Origin of the sequence: Neptunomonas phycophila, from assembly GCF_001922575.1 — a bacterium.
Classification (GTDB): domain Bacteria; phylum Pseudomonadota; class Gammaproteobacteria; order Pseudomonadales; family Balneatricaceae; genus Neptunomonas; species Neptunomonas phycophila.
Map to the genome: position 1 here is coordinate 147,465 of NZ_MRCI01000001.1, position 20,748 is coordinate 168,212.

21 protein-coding genes are annotated in these 20,748 nt (G+C 44.2%); 15 read left to right on the forward strand and 6 right to left on the reverse strand.

The annotated features are described in order from the left end of the window. Positions 1-6: 6 nt before the first annotated feature. The 3 genes from BS617_RS00670 to BS617_RS00680 all read right to left on the reverse strand — a co-directional run bounded on the left by BS617_RS00670 (position 7) and on the right by BS617_RS00680 (position 3,432). Positions 7-1,050: a glycosyltransferase gene (locus BS617_RS00670; RefSeq protein WP_075171011.1), complete on the reverse strand. Its 1,044-nt coding sequence runs from the start codon at positions 1,048-1,050 to the stop codon at positions 7-9. A gap of 100 nt (positions 1,051-1,150) precedes the next feature. After that, positions 1,151-2,191: a glycosyltransferase family protein gene (locus BS617_RS00675; protein ID WP_075171012.1), complete on the reverse strand. Its 1,041-nt coding sequence runs from the start codon at positions 2,189-2,191 to the stop codon at positions 1,151-1,153. Positions 2,192-2,298: 107 nt separating this feature from the next. After that, on the reverse strand, positions 2,299-3,432 hold the full coding sequence (locus tag BS617_RS00680; RefSeq protein ID WP_083609876.1) for a glycosyltransferase family 4 protein: 1,134 nt from the start codon (positions 3,430-3,432) through the stop codon (positions 2,299-2,301). A 168-nt stretch (positions 3,433-3,600) separates the two neighbouring features. Between BS617_RS00680 and BS617_RS00685 the strand changes: the two genes are divergently transcribed. The 7 genes from BS617_RS00685 to BS617_RS00715 all read left to right on the forward strand — a co-directional run bounded on the left by BS617_RS00685 (position 3,601) and on the right by BS617_RS00715 (position 10,108). Beyond that, positions 3,601-4,512 carry a glycosyltransferase family 2 protein gene (locus BS617_RS00685; protein WP_075171013.1) on the forward strand — a complete coding sequence of 304 codons (912 nt, stop codon included), beginning with the start codon at positions 3,601-3,603 and terminating at the stop codon, positions 4,510-4,512. 19 nt (positions 4,513-4,531) lie between these two features. Beyond that, on the forward strand, positions 4,532-5,584 hold the full coding sequence (locus tag BS617_RS00690; RefSeq protein ID WP_075171014.1) for a TDP-N-acetylfucosamine:lipid II N-acetylfucosaminyltransferase family protein: 1,053 nt from the start codon (positions 4,532-4,534) through the stop codon (positions 5,582-5,584). 1 nt (position 5,585) lies between these two features. Continuing rightward, the gene (locus BS617_RS00695) at positions 5,586-6,158 is read left to right on the forward strand and encodes an acyltransferase (RefSeq protein WP_075171015.1); all 573 of its coding nucleotides are present in this window, start codon (positions 5,586-5,588) and stop codon (positions 6,156-6,158) included. Then, positions 6,145-7,281: a dTDP-4-amino-4,6-dideoxygalactose transaminase gene (rffA, locus tag BS617_RS00700; protein WP_075171016.1), complete on the forward strand. Its 1,137-nt coding sequence runs from the start codon at positions 6,145-6,147 to the stop codon at positions 7,279-7,281. Before BS617_RS00695 ends, rffA begins: the two co-directional genes overlap by 14 nt. Positions 7,282-7,385: 104 nt before the next feature. Then, a complete protein-coding gene (locus tag BS617_RS00705; RefSeq protein ID WP_075171017.1) occupies positions 7,386-8,267 on the forward strand; it encodes a GT-D fold domain-containing glycosyltransferase in 882 nt (293 codons plus the stop codon). A 65-nt stretch (positions 8,268-8,332) separates the two neighbouring features. Beyond that, positions 8,333-9,010 (forward strand): YrbL family protein, encoded by a 678-nt coding sequence (locus BS617_RS00710; RefSeq protein WP_075171018.1) that lies wholly within the window; start codon positions 8,333-8,335, stop codon positions 9,008-9,010. A gap of 51 nt (positions 9,011-9,061) precedes the next feature. After that, positions 9,062-10,108 carry a glycosyltransferase gene (locus tag BS617_RS00715; RefSeq protein ID WP_083609877.1) on the forward strand — a complete coding sequence of 349 codons (1,047 nt, stop codon included), beginning with the start codon at positions 9,062-9,064 and terminating at the stop codon, positions 10,106-10,108. 40 nt (positions 10,109-10,148) lie between these two features. Here BS617_RS00715 and lpxL read toward each other — a convergent pair whose 3' ends face one another. Then, positions 10,149-11,060 carry an LpxL/LpxP family Kdo(2)-lipid IV(A) lauroyl/palmitoleoyl acyltransferase gene (lpxL, locus tag BS617_RS00720; RefSeq protein WP_075171019.1) on the reverse strand — a complete coding sequence of 304 codons (912 nt, stop codon included), beginning with the start codon at positions 11,058-11,060 and terminating at the stop codon, positions 10,149-10,151. Between the two features lie 167 nt (positions 11,061-11,227). Between lpxL and msbA the strand changes: the two genes are divergently transcribed. Together msbA and waaA are read left to right on the forward strand one after the other, a co-directional pair. Next, a complete protein-coding gene (gene msbA / locus BS617_RS00725; RefSeq protein ID WP_075173369.1) occupies positions 11,228-12,997 on the forward strand; it encodes a lipid A export permease/ATP-binding protein MsbA in 1,770 nt (589 codons plus the stop codon). After that, positions 12,990-14,285, forward strand: a complete 1,296-nt coding sequence (gene waaA / locus BS617_RS00730) for a lipid IV(A) 3-deoxy-D-manno-octulosonic acid transferase (RefSeq protein ID WP_075171020.1) — start codon at positions 12,990-12,992, stop codon at positions 14,283-14,285. Before msbA ends, waaA begins: the two co-directional genes overlap by 8 nt. A gap of 28 nt (positions 14,286-14,313) precedes the next feature. On the opposite strand, the gene cyaY is transcribed toward waaA, so the two are convergent. Continuing rightward, positions 14,314-14,640: an iron donor protein CyaY gene (gene cyaY / locus BS617_RS00735; protein ID WP_246283303.1), complete on the reverse strand. Its 327-nt coding sequence runs from the start codon at positions 14,638-14,640 to the stop codon at positions 14,314-14,316. A 159-nt stretch (positions 14,641-14,799) separates the two neighbouring features. On the opposite strand from cyaY, the gene lptM reads away from it, so the two are divergent. The 6 genes from lptM (at position 14,800) to BS617_RS00765 (ending at position 19,568) form a co-directional block, all read left to right on the forward strand. Beyond that, positions 14,800-14,955, forward strand: coding sequence for an LPS translocon maturation chaperone LptM (gene lptM, locus BS617_RS17965; protein WP_083609879.1), 156 nt, complete (start codon positions 14,800-14,802; stop codon positions 14,953-14,955). A gap of 126 nt (positions 14,956-15,081) precedes the next feature. Further along, positions 15,082-16,338, forward strand: a complete 1,257-nt coding sequence (gene lysA, locus BS617_RS00745; protein ID WP_075171021.1) for a diaminopimelate decarboxylase — start codon at positions 15,082-15,084, stop codon at positions 16,336-16,338. A gap of 15 nt (positions 16,339-16,353) precedes the next feature. Continuing rightward, positions 16,354-17,187 (forward strand): diaminopimelate epimerase, encoded by an 834-nt coding sequence (gene dapF / locus BS617_RS00750; protein WP_075171022.1) that lies wholly within the window; start codon positions 16,354-16,356, stop codon positions 17,185-17,187. Next, on the forward strand, positions 17,184-17,924 hold the full coding sequence (locus BS617_RS00755) for a DUF484 family protein (protein ID WP_083609880.1): 741 nt from the start codon (positions 17,184-17,186) through the stop codon (positions 17,922-17,924). The genes dapF and BS617_RS00755 overlap by 4 nt, the downstream gene beginning before the upstream one ends. Next, a complete protein-coding gene (xerC, locus tag BS617_RS00760) occupies positions 17,921-18,853 on the forward strand; it encodes a tyrosine recombinase XerC (protein WP_075171023.1) in 933 nt (310 codons plus the stop codon). Before BS617_RS00755 ends, xerC begins: the two co-directional genes overlap by 4 nt. Next, on the forward strand, positions 18,846-19,568 hold the full coding sequence (locus BS617_RS00765) for an HAD family hydrolase (protein ID WP_075171024.1): 723 nt from the start codon (positions 18,846-18,848) through the stop codon (positions 19,566-19,568). Before xerC ends, BS617_RS00765 begins: the two co-directional genes overlap by 8 nt. A 31-nt stretch (positions 19,569-19,599) precedes the next feature. On the opposite strand, the gene hemW is transcribed toward BS617_RS00765, so the two are convergent. Then, positions 19,600-20,736: a radical SAM family heme chaperone HemW gene (hemW, locus tag BS617_RS00770; protein ID WP_075171025.1), complete on the reverse strand. Its 1,137-nt coding sequence runs from the start codon at positions 20,734-20,736 to the stop codon at positions 19,600-19,602. Between the last annotated feature and the right edge of the window lie 12 nt (positions 20,737-20,748).

A 20,748-nucleotide genomic window follows, 5' to 3' on the forward strand; every position in this document is an offset into this window, starting at 1 on the left:
TAGTCTCTAGCGAGTAATTTTCTGATAAAAATCAATATACTGCTCTACTATGCGCTTTTTAGAGTAATGTTCTGCATACACGCGTGATGCACCATGAATCAGTTCGTTTCGTAAATCATCACTACCTAACACCTCATTAATAGCATCCGCTAACGCTTTGCTGTCGTCAATTGGCGTGATGAGTCCGCTTTCGCCATGAGTGATAGCCTCGCCCGGGCCTTGAGAGTTAGTCGCTACTATGGGGCATTGATGCGCCCATGATTCCATTACAATCGATCCCAGACCTTCATGGCGCGAAGGGCATACGAACAGGTCTGCGGTTTTCATTAGCGTGGTGACATCATCGCGCCATCCTAAAAACCGAACGCGCTGATCCAACCCTAATTGTGAACAAAGAGCTTTTAGATTGGCTTCTTCAGGCCCTGCGCCAGCTAACCATAGGGTAGCTGATGGTATGCGCTCTAAGCTATGAAGTAATGTGTCGAAGCCTTTGTTGGTATGGAGCCTACCCGCTGCCAGAATGAGTGGCTGCTCCGCTGGAGTGTTAAAACTGTCCCGTGGGATAGCGGTAACGGGAGTCTCATCAGCAAAGTTGGGGATATGTACAATTTTCTCTTTAGGGAAGCCGCCATCAATCATGTGTTGGCAAATGCCTTTGCTAATACCAACCCAGTAGTCAGAGTGTTTATAGTATTTGAGATTGTAATAATGGCCTAGGCGGTTTACTAAAATGTATTTGCTCGAGTTAGGGGTGGAACCGCTGGCACGACTCATCCATGTCATGACTATTTCTGGTTCAAAAGCGTTGAGAGCTTTCTTGAAACGGTAGGCTCCTAACAGGTCTAGCTTGCCACCAAAGGAGAACCCCTGGGCGTCTACGCCGTTGCCTCTTAAGGCATCTAAGCGGTGCTGGTGGTTACGTATAAATGCTTTTTCTTGTAGCTCTGGTTGCTCATTTAAACCGCTGACTAAGCGCACAAAAAAGTTTTCGGCGCCGCCATTAGCTGCACCCGCGAGTACTTGAGCTACTTTGATTGGATTCGAGGCCATGTTGATTACATCTCGTTTTTTACTGTTATATGACGAACGTTAGCCATCACGGAAAGTTAGACGTGTTGCTCGAGTTGCGCCCCTTACAAAGATAGGCGCATTACCTCATTGAGCCGTCTAAGTGGATGTCCCGCGCCCATACGTAATCATGACTAAATGCGGTTTGAGTGGCGGCTTCAACAATATATTGTGCATATAATTTTGAGTTCATTTCTTGATGGAAGAACGTGCGAGCTCGGCTTGCCCAGTAGCGGCGTTTAGCGTCGTCGTGTTGGAATTCAAGAATTTTCGATTTTAAATCGTCCTCGTTCGCGAAATATACAAGGCTTTCTTCTGGCATAAGTGTGTCGAATCGAGGGGATTCGTGGGTGAATTGTAAGATGCCATTCCCTGCTAGTTGAGCCATGCGAGCGGATGAATACCAATACATTCCTTCTTGTCGGTTAAGGTTCAAACCCATCTTAGTTTGAGATAGAGCACGGTCATAGTCACGCCCCCATACCGGGTCTTCCCCGAAACTACCAAATGTTCTGAAGCGCACGTCATCGGCCAGTGCTTCTTTTAAGCGTCCCACCATTGCCAAGCGTTCGGTAAAGTCGTTGCTGTTACTGCAAAATAGTAAGTCGATATCGAGATCTGTTTTAGTCGAGTTGTCGAGTGTCTCAATGGAAGGGTCTGTTGGGTTTGGCATGTGATACACGCGTGTTCCCAATCCTTCAAAAATAGATAGCTCACTGCGGCCCGTAGAAACAAAAATGGCATCGGCTACTTCGGCACGTTTTTTGATTCGCTCTACGTTGGACGGAACAAATAAAGGGTCATTATTGCAATGAACAATGACTCTGTGTGGGGCTGCTTTTTTTATAGCGGCTAATGTTTCGTTGGTGATCATATCGCAATGGCCAGCGATGATAAGATCCGGATCAAAGGATTCAACCGTTTCTAATAGGTATTTATTGGCCGCCTTTTTGCCTAAGTCTCGAATTTTAAAAGGTGCTTCATTCGAGGCAACATCGCGATCACTATAGGTTTTAACATAATGGTCGTTTTTGATTAAACCAAATGTCATTTTTTCAGCCCAGCTAACGCGAGTTTTGCCGTAACGTTTAAGTTGCTGGTAGGCGATATGGAGAATTCTCATTTAAAGTTCCGTAGCTGCTACAGTGTAAGCCATAGGTGGTTGTTAGAAATTGACTACAGTGTATTTGATGTAATTAAGGTATAGCAAATAGGCTCGAAGGTCTGCGTTTAGTTTGCTTGTTCATCGTTCGAGAGCAACTTTTCATAGACACCTAATGTGTTGTCTACTTGTTGATTGAGATAAAACTCTTTGGGTAAATAGAATTCTGGGTGCGTATCAAGCAGTTCCGCTATACGTTGGGCAAAGGCTTGGATGTTGTCTGGTTCCACTAGGCCTTTAGGGAAACCCGCGTTGAGCGATTCGCTAGCACCTCCTCGATCAAATGCGACGACGGGGCAACCACATGCCAAGGCTTCAGGTACTGTGCGCCCGAAGGGTTCCGCTTTATTAGACATATGGCAGGTCACATCTGCAAAGCCATAGAAAGCTTGGATATCTGAGCGGTGCCCCATAAAGCTTATATTATTTTCGAGCTCTAAACTTGATGTCAGTGAGAGAAGTTCAGATTGGTAATGCTCTTTTTGAGGCTCAGCAGAACCGACAATAACGCCATGGCAATCGGGCCTTATTTGTATCAGTAGATGCATCATTTTGATAAAAGCTTCTTGCCCTTTCCAGCGAGACAAGCGGCCGGGCATCAAAATAATTTTTTTATTCTCAAGCTCTGGGCACTCTTGTAAAAGAGATGCTCTCCATTGCGGATTACATGCGTTGGAATTGAACGATTTAGGATCAAGGCCGCGGTAAATTCTTGTGATTTTGGACGGGGGAATCTCATAATTCGTAAGCATGTAGTCCTGCACGCAGTTGGATATAGCAATACAGTGCTCTGCTTTTGCCATAATAGCGCTGTACTTATTGACCGAGTACATACCGTGAAAAGTGCTCACTAAGCGAGGGCGGTTTTCTTTGGGAAGCTTGCGCCATGCGAGCCAAATAATCCATGCTGGAGCACGTGAGCGTACATGAATAACATCGGGTTTAAGTTCGTTAAGTATATGTCGTACGCGTCTAACCTGTAGGAGCGAGGTTAGTGATTTTTTATGCACAGGTACAAGCAGATGAGTCGAACCATTATTTTCTAGTTCCTTTACTAACTGCCCACCATTTGACATGACGGTAGAGCGGTGGCCTCTTAAAACTAGCTCATTAGCGAACTCTACCGTTCCACGTTCCACCCCACCCGAATTGAGAGCGGGTAACACTTGTAAAACGTGCAATGATGGCTTGCTGAGTGTCATGAGGCATCTCTAGAAACAAAAATTTGAGAAATTATTACAGGAGTTACCCAGATTGTCTAAAGAATAGGTTGATACTATGGTAGTTTGTCCCTGTTTTATTTTTTAAGAAATCAGTAGTTAATATGTTTACTCAGAAAAAGCATCATTTACAAAGGGTTTGGATACGTCATGCACATCGTTAATATTTGTATTTGTACTTATATGCGTGAACAAATGTTATCAGATTGTTTGCAAAGCTTAGTGGCCGTTAACGTACCAGATGAAGTGACTGTGACGATCAGTGTTATTGATAATGATGCATCAGGCAGCTCAGAGGGTTGCGTGAGTCGTGCAGCAGAAGCGTTACCTTTCACTGTTCGTTACATGCAGGAGGCCAAGAGAGGTATTCCATGCGCAAGAAATCGTGCCATTGAAGAGAGCATTCAACATGGGGCTGATTTTATAGTCTTTATTGATGATGATGAAATAGTAACCGCTGACTGGCTGGTTAATTTATACAATTACAGTGTTCAAAAAGGTGGGAGAGCTGTTGTTCATGGAAAGGTTTCACAGCGACTACCTGATAACTTGCCGCCTTCTATACAGGGTCTTTATAAAGGAGGAAAACGATTTTCGGGTGAAGCGCTGAGTGCCTGTGCTACCGATAATGTATTAATTCCTATCCATTTAGTAACGGAGCTTGAGTTGCGATTTGACGAAAGCAATCCCTTGGCAGGAGGAACTGATACTATTTTCTTTACGCAGGCTACATCAAAAGGGGTTGAAATTTTCCAGTGCAATGAAGCGCTTGTGTATGAAACAATCCCAAAACAACGCGCAACCCTTAAGTGGCTGGCCAAACGCAAATATAGGGCCGGTATCACGGATGCCTGGCGAAAGTCTCAGCGAGGTCGCTCCAAAACTAGTATTGTCATGTCAGCATCGTTCCATGTAGTTGCTTCGGCTTTGAAAATGCTGCTGATGGCGCTATTGATGCGGGGGCTCGCAAGGAACCAGTCGTTCTTGAAAATGTGTCGGTACGCTGGTGTCTTTATGGGAGTATTCGGGGCCCGAGTCGATAGTTATCGGCATATAAATTAACTTTTATCTTAGGTTGTTTATGAGTAAAAATATTTTGCATGTGGCGAAGTTGAATAAATTTATACCGCCGTTTGTCGACTTCGTTGCAGACGAAATGCCAGCTGTTTTCCCTAATCAACAGTTTTTTTTTCTGGGGAATTCAAAGAAATATCCTTATAAAGATAGGACTAATATTAGTCATTATGGAAAAGGGCTGATTAGCTACTTTTTTTCAATATTTGCTCTCTATTGCAAAATGATGCGCGCTGATCGGGTTGTTTTACATGGACTATTCGATAAACGTGTTATTTATTGTCTTTTTTTTCAGCCATGGTCTTTAAAAAAGTGTTACTGGGTGATCTGGGGAAAGGATTTATATACGTACCAAGATCCTAAGAAAGGAAGTAAATGGAGACGCCTAGAATTTTTTAGAAGAAAGGTTATACGAGATTTAGGTTTTCTTGTTACTTACGTTAACGGTGATGTGGAGTTGGCTAGAAAATGGTATGGAGCTAAAGGAAAGCACCTTAACTGTATTATGTATACTACAAACCTTTTTTCAGAGGTTGTGGTTCCTGAAAAGTCGAATAAAAAAATTAATATTCAAATAGGAAATTCAGCTGATCCTAGTAATAATCACTTTGATATTTTGGATATGCTAGAACCCTATAAAGATGAAAATATAGCTATATATGCGCCATTGTCTTATGGGAATAAAAAGCATGCTGCATCTATTATAGAAGCAGGGCATAACATGTTTGGTGATAAGTTTTTTCCTATGCTCGATTTTATGCCTTTTGAGAAATACTTGGCGTTCCTTGGTGATATCGATATTGCAGTTTTCAACCATAAAAGGCAGCAAGGTATGGGGAATATTATTTCGCTATTAGGTATGGGGAAGAAAGTTTATTTTAGAAGCGATGTGACTTCCTGGGAAGTTTTAGACTCTTTGGGGTTAAATATTTATGATGTTAGTAGTTTCTCGGTAGATCTATTGACGGATGATGAGCGTATTGCTAATAAAAAAATAATTAGAGAAAACTTCAGCCGAGAAAAGTTGGCAGATCAGCTGAAAGTTATATTTGAGGGATAAAATGGCTTACTACAGTCGATCTTCTTTAGAGAAGATGGGTTTTAAGTTTTTAGGGGAAAATGTAAAAATTAGCGATAAAGCTAGCATTTACGACCCTGAACTCATAGAAATTGGTGATAGCTCAAGAATTGATGATTTTTGTGTCGTGTCAGGAAACATAAAAATAGGTTCCTATGTTCACATCACACCATTTTGTTTGTTGGCGGGTGGAGAGAAAGGAATCGTCATAGAAGATTTTTCAGCACTCGCATATCGAGTACAAGTGTTTACTCAATCAGACGATTACTCGGGCGAGACGATGACGAATTCGACCGTGCCGCAAAAATATAAGCATGAATTTAAGTCGAAAATTCTCCTTAAAAGGCATGTTATAGTAGGAGCCGGGTCGATAATAATGCCCGGCGTCACAGTTGCAGAAGGTTGTTCTATAGGGGCGTTATCTTTGGTTCTAAAAAGTACTATGCCTTGGGGTATTTATGTTGGAAGCCCTGCAAAGCGGCTAAAGGATAGAAAGAAAAGTTTACTGCAGCTCGAAAAAAAGTTTTTAAGCGAGAAGCTCAATGATTCCATTTAATAAGCCCCCGTACACTGGTAATGAAGACCAGTACGTATTGCAAGCCATGCATAGCGATAAAATTTCTGGCGATGGGGTATTTAGTAAGCGTTGCCAATCTTGGTTTGAGACAGAATTAAAGTGTGAAAAGGCTTTGCTAACACCTTCATGTACTCATGCTTTAGAGATGGCGGCATTGCTAATTGATATACAGCCAGGCGATGAAGTTATCATGCCAAGCTACACCTTTGTCAGTACTGCAAATGCTTTTGTCCTTCGGGGTGCAAAAATAGTCTTCGTTGATATACGTCCGGACACGCTAAATATAGATGAAAATCTAATTGAGTCAGCTATAACTCCTAAAACAAAGGCAATTGTTCCTGTTCATTATGCTGGCGTTGCTTGTGAAATGGATGTGATTATGACAATAGCTGAAAAGTACCATCTGTTTGTTATAGAGGATGCTGCGCAAGGAATGATGTCTACGTATAAAGGTAAACCTTTGGGTACTATTGGGCATCTTGGCGCTTTTAGTTTCCATGAAACTAAAAACTACTCCAGTGGTGGTGAAGGAGGGCTGCTAATTATTAATGACCAACAGTTTTCTGCTCGTGCTGAAATAATTCGTGAAAAAGGGACTAATCGTAGTCAGTTTTTTCGAGGAATGGTTGATAAATACAGTTGGGTCGACTTAGGTAGCAGCTATTTGCCCTGTGATCTGCAAGCCGCTTATCTTTGGGGGCAATTGGAAAGGGTAACAGAGATAAATGACTTTCGTTTGGATATTTGGTCTCGCTATCATGAGTCGTTTAAAGATTTAGAAAAGAAAGGATATGTTGAACGTCCTACGGTGCCGCAGAACCTTACCCATAATGCTCATATGTACTACCTTAAAACAAAGGATCTAGAGCAACGGACAAGGCTAATAGAACATCTAAAAAATGATGATATATTGGCTGTTTTTCACTATGTTCCCTTGCACTCGGCTACAGCAGGTAGCTCGTTTGGTCGTTTCAATGGAGTTGACCAATATACTACGTCTTTGAGCTCTGGTTTAGTGCGGTTACCTATCTGGTATGGTCTTGAAAAGGGGGATGTTGAAAAAATTTCCGATTCAGTCAGACTTTTTTATTTAAATGAATAGGTTTCTGCTTTTTTATTTTTCCAAAGGTATATCTGCAGATAATTGTGCTGTTTTTGTTGTTGGATTGATTGTTAATTGTAAGGGCTGGAGCGAGAAGGTTTAATATGAAAATTTTGGTTAGAAAAATCTCTCGTTTTTTTTTAAGACGAACATCTCAGGTTGTTTCTATTTTCTGTTTTAGTAAAAAAAGAAGGGCGAAATGTAGAGAGTTTTTTGATGATAAAATAATTGGTTTATACAAAGATGAAATACAAGTCTTTGTTGATCGATACCCTGCAGTTTGGAGTGAAGAAGAGACTATTCAACATTTGTTAGAAAACAAAAGTAGCATCTGCCGTTTTGGTGATGGTGAGCTTAAGCTTATGGTCGGTGAGAAACATAAGTCATTTCAAGATGTAAACCACTCACTCAATAGTCGGTTAATTGAAGTGTTGAATAGTAATGTTCCTAATATTCTTGTTGCCATTCACCCCGTCAGGGACTTTGATAGTTTGGGACGTATTTGGCAAAAGTTTATTATCCGCATCGGTTCACCCGTATTAAATTTACTAGATAGCAACCGAAGTTACCCTTCAATGGGAGTGTTTCGTGGTTTGCCAAAAAACACTAAAGAAAATTTGGTTAATCGTATCCTGAAAATTAAGAAACTTTGGGAAGGCCGTAAAATTTTATTGGTTGTAGGTGAAAATAGCCGATTTACTTTTGAAGAAGAGCTATTCAATAATGTTGAAAGTGTAGACTATGTTTATGCGCCTGCAAAAAATGCTTTTGAAGTATATGATGAAATAGTTAATAAGGTTAAGCAATATAATAAAGATGAATATCTGATTTTGATTGTGCTTGGCCCTACAGCTACTGTAATGGCTTATGACTTGGCTCTTGACGGATACCAAGCTATTGATTTTGGGCAAATGCCTGGTACTTATAAGCGAGCAAAGAAAGTCCTTTTTGGTAATGAAGAAGTAGTATTAAAAGAATTGCTGTAGTAGCTGACAGCTTTTGATGCGTTGAGTTTTGAAAGATTATGGGTGTTATGGATGAGCTGTAAAGTATGACGTTATATTTGAAAGAGTTGACCCCGTTTGCTCAGGGAGGAAACAGGCAGTGCTTTGTTCATCCGGATAATCCTAACCGGTGTATCAAGGTTAGAAGACCTGACTTTACGCTAGAGGATTGCCGTAGAAAGAAAGGTTTTCCTAAAAACTTAAAGCCTCTATCATCTTTTGATGACAACCTTGAAGAGTTCAAAGTTATTACCGACCTACATAAAATGATTGGTGGGGATTTATTTAGCCATATTTATCAATGCTTTGGCTTTGTTGAAACAGACTTAGGGGCTGGCTTAGAAACGGAGCTTGTTTTAGATGATGACGGGCGTATTTCATTATCGCTCAAGCAGTATATTTGGGAGTATGGCTATTCTGATGCTTGTAAGAAGGCGGTTGCTGATTTGATCGGTTTTTGGGAGCACAATTTAATACCTTCCCGAGATATTTTGACCCACAATGTTCTCGTACAGCAAGGCGCTCATCAGGATATAAAGCGGTTAGTTGTAATAGACGGCCTTGGATCAGCATCAGCGATTCCTTTTCAGATATTCCCAACATTTGTAAAAAAACGTGCAGTATCAAACAAAGTGGAACGCTTTAAATATCGTATAGATGAGTTTGTTGCTAAGTGTGAAAGTGGGAAAGCGCCGAGTAAAGTAGGAATGCTTAATTATCGGTAGCTTGTGGGCTGATTTTGCAATACAACAAGAACTTAGAGATGGCTATATAATATGAAATTAATGCAAATGCTTTTGTCTCAATCAGAGGCTGGAGCCGAAACTTATTTTGAAAAAGTTGCAGCCGCGCTTGCCAAAGATGCCAGTATTACTCAGCGACTTGTTATTGAAGAGCAGCCTTCTCGTGAGAAAAGGCTTCAAGCTTCTGGTGTGGATTTTAGTACTTTACCTATGGGGAAAGTAAAAAAGCCTCTGTTTTATAATTACTCTTTAAAAAAGCATGTTAAAGAGTTTGAGCCAGATCTTATTGTTACTTGGGTAAATAGGGCTTCTAGAAAGTGCCCTTCAACAAGTGCGGTCGTTGTTGGGCGGCTAGGCGGCTATTACGACATAAAGAATTATAAAAAATGTGATCATTTAATTGTTAATACGCCAGATTTAGTTCATCACGTTGTTTCAAATGGCTGGCCAGAAACGAAAGTGAGCATGATTAGTAATTTTGGTGATCTGCCCGAAACGTTAGAGATATCAAGCTCGCTTCCAGAAATACCCACAGGACATAAGGTGCTTTTGGCTTTAGGTCGATTGCATCAAAAGAAAGCGCACGACACTGTTATTAAAGCACTACCTATGATCCCAGACGCCACACTGCTGATAGCGGGTACAGGGGAGTTAGAAAACGAATTAAAAAGTCTAGCCGACTCATTAGGTGTATCCGAGCGCGTTAAGTTTTTAGGTTTGCGAAAAGATATACGTCAATTGTTTGATTTAGCCGATGTATGCGTTTTCCCATCGCGATTTGAACCTCTAGGTAATGTGGTTTTAGAGGCATGGGCAACAAATACGCCTATTGTAGCGGCGTCGAGTACCGGCCCTGCCTGGCTAATAACGCATAACGAAAACGGACTATTGTTTGATATAGATGATGTAAATGCTTGTGCATCCGAGGTTAATCGAGTGCTGTCTGACACTGCTTTAGCGGATAAGCTAACGGAAAGCGGCTTTGCAGAGTTTAATAACAATTTCTCAATGGATGTTATTGTTAATAAATACAAAAATTTATTCGAAACATTAATAAAAGAAAAAAAAGAGCGTAGTTAGGCTTATCCATTCCAAAGTGAGCCTTAGAGTAAAGCCTTACTTATTTGTAAAGGAAGGCTTTGCCCTTCGGGTGTGTCTTAAAGCGTCTGTGCACCCACATGTATTGTGTAGGTGCCTTCATGATCATGCTTTCTATTACTTGGTTCACTTTTGTGGCGTCTGCTACATCATCGCCAGTAGGGAAGTCCTCCAATGGCGGAAGCATTTCAATAATGTAGCGACCTTGATCATTGCGTCTCATTGATAGTGGGATAACAGCAGCCTTGGACATTTTAGCTATGCGTGCCGTTGCGGTAATTGTTGCGGCAGGCACGCCAAAAAATGGCGCATAAACAGACAGCTTCATACCCATATCTTGATCCGGTGCATACCATACGGCCTTCCCGTCTTTAAGGCGGCGAACTAAACGGCGGATATCGCCACGCTCGATCAGTTCTTCGAAAAATACTTCGCGACCCTTTTTGCTTAGCTCTTCGATAACAGGGTTATTGTTTTTTCTATACATTCCATCAAAGCGCATATGTTGAGCTAAAATCCCGCCTGTTACATCTAAACAGGTAAAATGGCCGCTTAAGAAAAGGATACCTTGCCCTTCTGCTTGAGCTTTTTCAACATGCTCAAAGCCAATAATATCACCCAGCGGTGTAAGCTTTTCTGGCTGAGGCCACCATGCCATTCCAGACTCGATCATCGCGATACCTTGGTCTTTAAAGACATCACTCAGCATCTGGTTGTGCTCTTTTGGGGATAAATGAGGAAAGCAGAGTGATAAATTGGTATCAGCGATGTGTTTACGATCTTTAGCAATACACATCAATATGCGCCCCAGCAACCGCCCGATCTTATGTTGGGCTGGTAGCGGTAATCTGTTAATAAGCCAAACTAGTCCAAGTCCTAAGAAGGTGGGCCAATAAGTTGGATGCAATAAGTTTTCTGGGCGCTTTTGTTTCATAACAACTATTTTTACTAACCTATTGTTCTCGTTCGGTGCCTATTCTAATCTGTTTTGCAGCAGATCCCTATAACCGATCATTTGCGTAGGTATGATCTAACAAGTGCCAGCGATTTGATATCGCTATGGTGTACAATGCAGTCTTTGATTTCAATACGTTGCGAATAATGAAAAAACAAACTACCCGAGAAATTAGTGGTCTTCGTCTTTATCTGCGCTTACTGACTTACATAAGACACCAGTGGCCACTCTTTTTGCTTAGTGTGGCAGGCTTTGCTTTATATGCCAGCACCCAAGCGGGCTTCGCTAAGTGGATGGAAACGGTTGTCCAAGCTATAGAGAACAACGCTATAGAGCATCGTGGTTGGCTGGCGCTAAGCGTGCTTGGATTATTTGTCATCCGAGGGCTTGGCACCTTTATGGGTAACTATTTCATCACACGTATTGCGCGTACCTTGGTGCACTGCTTACGCTTAGAGCTTTTCGCTCACATGCAAAAGTTACCGAGCACGTTCTATAACGCTAATAGCTCGGGTACTCTGCTTTCTAAGCTAACGTATAACGTCGAACAAGTAACAGGGGCGGCTACCAACGCCGTGAAAGTTGTTATTCAAGAAGGGTTAACTGTTATTGGTTTGTTTGGGTATTTGTTGTGGCTGAATTGGAAGTTGACGCTAATTTTCTTATTTTTAGGCCCATTTATTGGTTTTTTAGTGTCTTTTGTCTCTAAGCGCTTTCGCCGCTTAAGTAAGAAGTTACAACACTCAATGGGTAATGTAACGAATACGGCATCGGAGGCAATCAAGGGTTATCAAGTAGTACGTACGTTTGGCGGTCAAGATTTTGAGATGAACCGCTTCACTGAAGTAAGTGAAAAGAACCGTGATCAACATATGAAATTGGTGATCACTCAATCATTAAGCACCCCAGCTGTACAGCTGATGGTGGCTTGTGCGTTATCTCTATTGCTGTACCTTGCAATGGAGCCGTCTATTATGTCGACAATGAATACCGGTCAGTTCATTGCATTTATTACCGCGGCTGGCATGTTAACAAAACCGTTACGCCAATTAACGGATGTTAATAGCGTCATTCAACGCGGTATAGCGGCTGCGCAAAGCTTGTTTGAAGTACTGGATGAATCTCCAGAAAATGATAATGGTACCTTGGTTGCGAAGAACGTTGCCGGCGCTATTGCATTTAATGATCTGTCGTTTCGCTATCCGAATACGGATAAAGATGTATTAAACCATATTAACCTGTCAATTGAGCCCGGCCAGAATGTCGCGCTTGTTGGTCGCTCTGGTAGTGGTAAGTCAACGTTAGCGAGTTTGTTACCGCGTTTCTATGACGTGCCAAATGCAGAGCAAATTACGTTAGATAATCAGTCATTACAAAGCTATACGTTAGCCAGTTTGCGCAGCCAGATCGCATTGGTTAATCAGCAGGTTGTACTTTTTAACGGAACAATTGCCGATAATATCGCTTATGGCGATTTAGCGAACAAACCCGAAGAAGAGATTAAGCAAGCGGCGAAAGCGGCGCATGTGATGGAGTTTGTGGATAAGTTGCCTGATGGACTTCACACCATGGTTGGGGAAAACGGTGTACTTCTCTCCGGCGGCCAACGTCAGCGTATTGCAATTGCTCGTGCTATTTTAAAAGATGCTCCGATCTTAATTATGGATGAGGCCACATCGGCGCTGGATACTGAGTCAGAACGCCATATTCAGTCGGCGATGGAGCACGTGATGAGAAATAGAACAACTCTCGTCATAGCTCACCGACTCTCTACTATTGAAAAAGCCGACCTTATTGTGGTTATGGATCAGGGTGAGATTGTTGAGCAAGGAACCCATGATGAGTTGCTTGCTCAACATGGTGCTTATGCGCAGTTGCATAACTTGCAGTTTGAGGACACGCCAGAGCATGCGTGAGTGGTCAAGATACGTTTATACGTGCTTGTTCTATATTGCAGTGCCAATACTCTTGGTACGTCTGTGGTGGCGTGGGCGAGAGTCTGCTGGTTACCGTCGAAACTGGTGGCAACGGTTTGGTTTTGTTCCTAAAGTCTCGTCTCGCTCAGGACCGCCCTTGTGGATTCATGCAGTTTCGCTGGGTGAGACAATTGCGATAGCTCCTTTGGTTCAGCGTTTGTTGGATCAATATCCCGATTTGCCAATAGTAATGACGAGCATGACTCCCACCGGGAAAGCTCGCGCAGAATCGTTATTTGGTGATCATATACAGCATTTTTATTGCCCCTATGATTTGCCTGACGCGCTGTTTCGGTTTATCAAACGGCTCAATCCGCTTGGCTGTTTAGTGGTTGAGACGGAACTGTGGCCGAATATGGTGGCTGCCTGCGAAGCTCAGAAAGTTCCTCTCATGGTGGCTAATGCGCGACTGTCTGCTCGTTCTGCACGCGGCTATCATCGTGTAAAGTCACTTGCTTATCCTATGATGCGACGCCTTAGCTATTTAGTGGCACAAAGTGATGCTGATGCCGATCGTTTTCGTCAATTAGGTGTACCTGACGAGCGAATAGCGGTTTCTGGCAGTATCAAGTTTGATATTCATGTGGATCCTGTCCAACGGCGCGAGGGAGAGCTATTAAAACAGCGATTTACAGGGCGCTTTGTTTGCATGTTGGCCAGCAGCCACTCAGATGAGGAGGTTCAATTTTTAGCTGCGAGCCAGTCGATGCTCGCTCGGTTTCCTCAATTGTTGTTGCTGGTAGTCCCGCGGCATCCCGAACGTTTTGAGTCTGTGTATCAATACTTTGTCGATCAGTTGGGGATGGCGGCCGTGGCGAGGCGCTCTTTGCCTGCGTCTGTTACTGACAACACGCGTGTTGTGGTCGGTGATACATTAGGTGAAATGCTATTGTTCTATACGGCCGCTGATGTAGTGGTGATGGGAGGTAGTTTTATCGATGTAGGAGGGCATAACCCTGTTGAACCTGCAGCCGTGAAAACACCTGTTGTTATGGGGCCGTTTCATCATAATTTTGCTGTTATTTGCGATGCGATGGTGGAATCTGGTGGTATGGCCTATGTGGAATCGATGTCCCAGGCGCTTGAAAAGACGGCTTCTATGATGGTTGAGCCCGCTCCGTTGTTGGGCATGGGGGCGTCAGCTTTTGCCTATGCCGAATCTCAGCGTGGTGCGCTAGACCGGTTATTTCTACAGGTGGAAAAGCGCTTGATTAACCCGCCGGTCTGAACAAGCGCTTTGTTTTATTCATCGCCGCTTAAATATCAAAGCTCAGTGACTCGCCTGCTTGATCTAAAAAAGCCGCCTCAAACACAGAACGGATAGTTGCTTTGTCGCTGTCGCGTACCCACGTTTTAAGCTCAGCATCATAGTCAAAGTGGAATCCCCCCGTTTTAGTGGCTAGCCATAGTTGTCGGACGGGAGTCTGGCGAGTGAAGATTATTTGGCTTTTATTCTCACATTTAATGGTTAGAACGCCACCGCTAATCAAATAGTCCAAGTCGGTTTCAGCGTCATCTAGTTTTTCTTCTACGCTAATCAGGGTTTCGTCTACGAGGGCGTAAAATTCGCTTTCTGTCATCATGGCGGGAGTCTGTCCTAAAAGTACGAAGAGCAAGTATGTAGTTGCTAGTATACCAGCAAAATCCGGAATGATCCGAGGCTTAGCCTGCTCATAAGGTTCAAGTTAGACAAGATTACAGGGTATAATCAGAGTAATTTTTTTGAATGAGCAGGCCTCAACGTGAAACAGCGCTGTATTTTATTCGTAGGTATACTTTTGCTAGCAGGCTGTGGCCAAAAAGGGCCTTTGTATCTACCCAAAGCTGAAGCGGAAAAAGCCCCAGAAGGGCAAGAGACGCAGCCTCTTGAGGCGACAAGCAAAGCTGTCGCCGAATAGTATTTAGTTAATGTAATTAACGACCCTTTGAGTGGTTACGCGAAGCGGCCACGATCAACCAGTAGCTAGCCGGCAATATCATCGCAATCACGCTTGATCGCTGTCTAGTCGCAGTAGAGAAATATGATGGATAACTTTGAGTACCGTAACAACCAGCTTTTTTGTGAAGACGTCGCCCTTGCAGACGTAGCGAAAGAGTTCGGAACACCCGTTTATGTTTATTCGCGTGATGCAATTGAACGTGCCTTTTTGGGATATTCACAAGCATTGGAAGGGCACGATGCATTAGTGTGTTTCGCCGTTAAGGCAAACAGTAATTTGGCGGTGCTAAATGTGCTAGCGCGCTTGGGTGCAGGGTTCGATATTGTCTCTCTGGGCGAACTAGAGCGAGTACTAAAGGCTGGCGGTAAACCTGAAAAAATCGTTTTCTCTGGTGTCGGTAAGCAAGCTCACGAGATTGAGCGTGCACTAAAAGTCGGAATTCACTGCTTCAATATAGAATCCGAAGCAGAGCTTGATCGTGTGAATGATGTCGCGGGCCAGTGCGGTATTAATGCCGCGATTTCGTTCCGTGTTAATCCTGATGTTGATGCCGGAACACATCCGTACATTTCTACGGGTTTAAAAGATAATAAATTTGGTATTGCTATTGATGAAGCTGAGCGTATCTACGCGAAAGCAGCCGCTATGCAACATGTTGATGTCGTGGGAATGGATTGCCACATAGGTAGCCAGTTAACAGAAATAGCTCCTTTTATGGATGCTATGGATCGGCTGTTGGTGCTGGTAGATAAACTGGCAGCGTCTGGAATTGTAATAAAGCACCTAGACATGGGAGGTGGTTTAGGCGTTTGTTATACCGACGAAGTACCGCCTTCGCCGCAAGATTACATCAGCGCTGTGCTCAAAAAGCTAGAGGGCCGTGATCTGGGGCTTATTTTTGAGCCAGGGCGCTCTATTGTGGCTAATGCTGGGGTGATGTTGACCCAAGTGGAATTTTTAAAGTGCAACGAGAGTAAAAACTTTGCGATTGTTGATGCGGCTATGAATGATTTAATCCGCCCGGCACTTTACAGCGCTTACCAAGAGATCATACCGGTTTCAGTTAGAGAGGAAGGCAAACCAGTAACCTATGACCTTGTTGGCCCTATTTGCGAGACAGGCGATTTCATTGGAAAAGATCGTGCGCTTACGATCGAAGCGGGCGATTTGCTAGCGGTTTGCTCAGCGGGTGCTTACGGTTTTGTAATGAGCTCAAACTATAACTCTCGTGGCCGCGCCGCTGAAGTTATGGTTGACGATAATAACGTATACGAAGTACGTGCCCGTGAGACACTGCACGACATTATGCGTGGTGAACAAACATTGCCTGCGGGTAACTGAGACGAGTTGTAAGCTATGTTGGTACGTTTTACGAAAATGCACGGCTTAGGTAATGATTTCATGGTGATTGATCTCGTTACACAGCGCGTGCGCCTCAGTGAGGAAAAAGTTAAATGGCTAGCGAATAGGCATACTGGTATTGGGTTTGATCAACTGCTAATTGTAGAAGCGCCCAGTGATCCCGATGTTGATTTTCGCTACCGCATCTATAATGCCGACGGCTCGGAAGTGGAGCATTGCGGTAATGGGGCTCGTTGCTTTGCTCGTTTTGTGCTGGATAAGCGATTAACTTGCAAGCGAGAAATTGTGGTAGAAACAGCGCAAGGGCGTGCCATTTTAAATGTACGTGATGATAATCTGGTTGAGGTCAATATGGGGCCTCCCGTGCTGTCCCCGTCAGGAATCCCTTTTATCGCAGACACAAAGCGTGCTGTTTATGAGGTTGATGTTGACGGTCAGACTGTATCGCTATCGGCTGTTTCCATGGGCAATCCTCATGGCGTGTTGGTCGTGGATAATGTCGATACCGCGCCTGTTGAAACGCTAGGACCATTATTGGAGAAGCACCCTCAGTTTCCGGCGAAAGCTAATATTGGATTTATGCAGGTCGTTTCCGGTTCGGAGATACGCCTGCGTGTCTTTGAGCGAGGAGCAGGAGAAACCTTAGCTTGTGGCACAGGTGCATGCGCGGCTGTTGTAGCCGGGCGGCTTCAAGGTATTCTTGATAACCATGTCACTGTGCACTTACCAGGTGGAGATTTAGAAATCTCTTGGAAAGGCAGCGAAATCGACCCCGTTATAATGACAGGTCCCGCGACGAGTGTTTTTGAAGGACAAATTTACCTATGAGCCAAGATGACACGCGCAACACCCCAAATGACGATCACTTAACGAACGACACGGCCGCCGCCGAAGTTATGCCAATAGATGCTGAACAAGTGGCTGACTACTTGGGCAAGAACCCAGACTTCTTCATGAGTCATCCCGCTTTGTTAGAGGTGATGAGTGTCCCTCATAACGCGGGTAAGGCCGTTTCTCTTGTAGAGCGTCAAACATCTTTATTACGCGAACGTAACCGACAGTTGACACTCCATATGGGAGATCTGATTGATATCGCTCGCCATAATGACTCTCAGTTTGAAAAGACTAAACGCATGGTTCTTGCTCTTTTGGATTCGGCTACGTTAGATGATGTAGCGGTCGCATTGGAAGAAAGCTTGTGTCGTGATTTTTATGGCGATGCCACCTCATTGGTATTGTTTGCCGATCAGCCTCTCAATGTAAATAACTTAACAATGATCCCTCGTTCAACGGCGGGCGTTGTCGAGTCTTTGATTAAAACTAACCTCCCTACCTGTGGACAACTGCAGTTAGTTGAAAACCGTTTTTTATTTGGTGATGAGGCCAATGAGGTTCATTCGGCGGCAGTAGTGCCATTAGTTAAAGGCGACGCGATTGGGTTGTTGGCAATAGGTAGTCACGACCCGTACTATTTCCAACGTAGCCAGGGTACATTATTCCTAAGCTATGTCGGTGAAGTATTAAGCCGCGTTGTTAGTCGGATTCTGCACGAAGAACCGGCATGATAAGCTCCACGTCATTCTCTGACCGCCTAGCGCCGCTAATCGATCAGTTTATGACGTTCTTACACAGTGAACGTCAATTAGCAGCTAATACTCAACTCCATTATCGACGAGACTTAGAGCGTTTGATGGACTTTGTTGCCGACAGCCGAATAGACCAATGGGGCCAAGTCAGCGAGCGTCATATTCGGGCGTTTATTGCTGAGCTTCATCGTGATGAACTCAGTGCAAAGAGTATTCAGCGTCAGCTATCTTCTATCCGTAGCTTTTATCGCTTTTTAGTAGCCGAAGGCCTCAGTGATGCTAACCCTGCTTTGGGAGTTAAAGCGCCTAAAGCGGGCAGGCACTTGCCAGAGACACTCGATACTGACCAGCTAAGCCATCTGCTGTCTTTCCCTGTTGAGGATGCTATATCGGCTCGAGATAAAGCCATGCTTGAGCTGGTATATTCGTCTGGTTTGCGGGTGTCAGAGTTAGTAAGCCTGAATATTCATGATGTCGATTTACGAGCGGGTAGCTTAGTTGTTACCGGTAAGGGCAATAAAACTCGAATGTTACCCGTGGGCCGCATGGCGGTCAGTGCATTACAGCTCTGGATCACCCATCGACAAGCGTGGGCCAGTTATACGGGGCCAGATCAAGATGCGCTGTTTATTGCTAAAAAAGGCCAGCGATTAACAGTGCGCAGTGTGCAATTGCGGTTTGATCACTGGGCTAAGCGTATGCATACGCAGGGTAAAGTATACCCACACCGTTTACGTCATAGTTTTGCCAGCCACGTGTTGGAGTCTAGTGGTGATTTACGTGCAGTACAGGAACTACTTGGCCATGAAGATATCTCTACTACACAGGTGTACACCCATTTAGACTTTCAACACTTAATGGATGTTTACGAAAAAGCACACCCGAGAGCACGGAAAAAAGATGATTAAATGTATTACGTTCGATCTGGATGATACCTTGTGGGCTGTTGACCCTGTCATTGAAGTGGCTAATGAGCGTTTGTTTAGTTGGATGCAAGCTAATGCGCCGTTATTTGTTGAACGCCACAGCGTTGAAGATATAAAGGGCAGGCTACGGACTAAGGTTGTAGAAGCGTCTCCGCATATTGCTCACAGTGTTACTCAGGTTCGCCTTGCGGCTCTGGAAGCTGGCTTTCTTGAAGCAGGCTATCCGAAGGAGCAAGTAGTGGATTTGGTCGAGGCTAGCTTTCGCGTATTTTACGATGCGCGCCAAGAGGTCAGCTTTTTTGAGCATGCACTAAGCATGGTAGAAGGTCTCAAAAAGGAGGGGTATCAAGTAGGTGCTATTAGCAATGGCAATGCCAGCATTTATAAAGTGGGCTTAGGCCATTGCATGGACTTCCAGCTCAATGCTGATGAGGCCGGTGTTGAAAAGCCGCATCCTGATATTTTTGAGCAAGTTTTAGCGGCGCAGAACTTGCGTCCAGAGCAGGTCATCCATATTGGTGATAACCCGGTAGCCGATGTTCAAGGAGCGGCTGAGGTAGGGATGTGGACTATTTGGGTGAATCTCAAAGGTGAAAAGTGGCCTGGTGGCCCCAAAGCAACTGCCGATGTGACATGTTTGTCACAGATCCCCGCCGCGGTTGCGTCTATTAATCAGCGTCGCCGAGCCTGTTTGTAACAGGCTGAAGGCGCCGATAATCAAGGTCGTGCTAGACCAGAAAGCTTTCTAAAACGTCGTTAAGGAAGAGCTGGCCTTTATGCGTTGTTTGCAACCGTTGTTTGTCTAGTAAGCCTTGCTGACGAAGCTGATTGAGTTGTGCTTTGATGGTTTCAATAGGCTGTAAGGCATGAGAACTATACAGCCCTTCGTCAACGCCATCGATTAACCTTAATGCATTCATCATAAATTCAAAGGGGCGGTCTTCATGGGCAATTTCATGCTCTCCCCCTAACGGTGTGATGGCGTTTAAGTAGGCTTTGGGCGAGCGTTGCTTCCAGCGCCGCACAATTTTATCTTGCTGTGGGTAAGTAATCTTGCCGTGAGCGCCTGCGCCAATCCCTAAATAGTCGCCAAACTGCCAATAATTCAGATTATGTTGTGCTCGCGAAGCGGGTTGTTTAGCGTAAGCCGAGACCTCATATTGCGTAAACCCGTGTTGGGCTAGGTAAGCTTGCCCCGCTTGCTGAATATCCCATAATTGCTCGTCTTCAGGGACGACGGGCGGGCGGGCATGAAATTCGGTATTTGGCTCAATTGTGAGCTGGTACCAAGATAGGTGGTCAGGCTGTAATGCGAGGGCGGTTTCTAAATCCAATAAGGCTTGCTCGGTACTTTGATCGGGTAAGCCATGCATTAAATCGATATTGAGGCGGTCAAACCCCATGTCTTTTGCGGCGCTGATCGCCGTGCGGGCCTCAGTGCTGCTATGTATACGGCCTAAGGCTTTTAAATGGTTAGTATTAAAACTCTGTACACCGACAGAGAGGCGGTTAACCCCCGCGTGCTTAAAGCCTTCAAAACGTGCTTGTTCAAACGTGCCCGGGTTCGCCTCCATGGTGATTTCGATGTTGTTTTGGAACGGGATAATTTGATCTGCTGCGGTTAAGATGCGATCTATCGCCTCAGGCTTAAAGAGACTAGGTGTGCCGCCCCCTATAAAGATAGTACTAATTGAGCGCCCCTGAGCGGCTGCTCGTTCGCCGCGTAGGTCGTTAAGCACGGCGTCGACATAGGCGGCTTCGGGGATTTCTTCTTTAACGGCATGCGAGTTAAAGTCGCAATACGGGCACTTACGCACACACCACGGAATATGAATATATAAAGATAAAGGTGGTAGTGTGTGCATATAGGGCTTCAA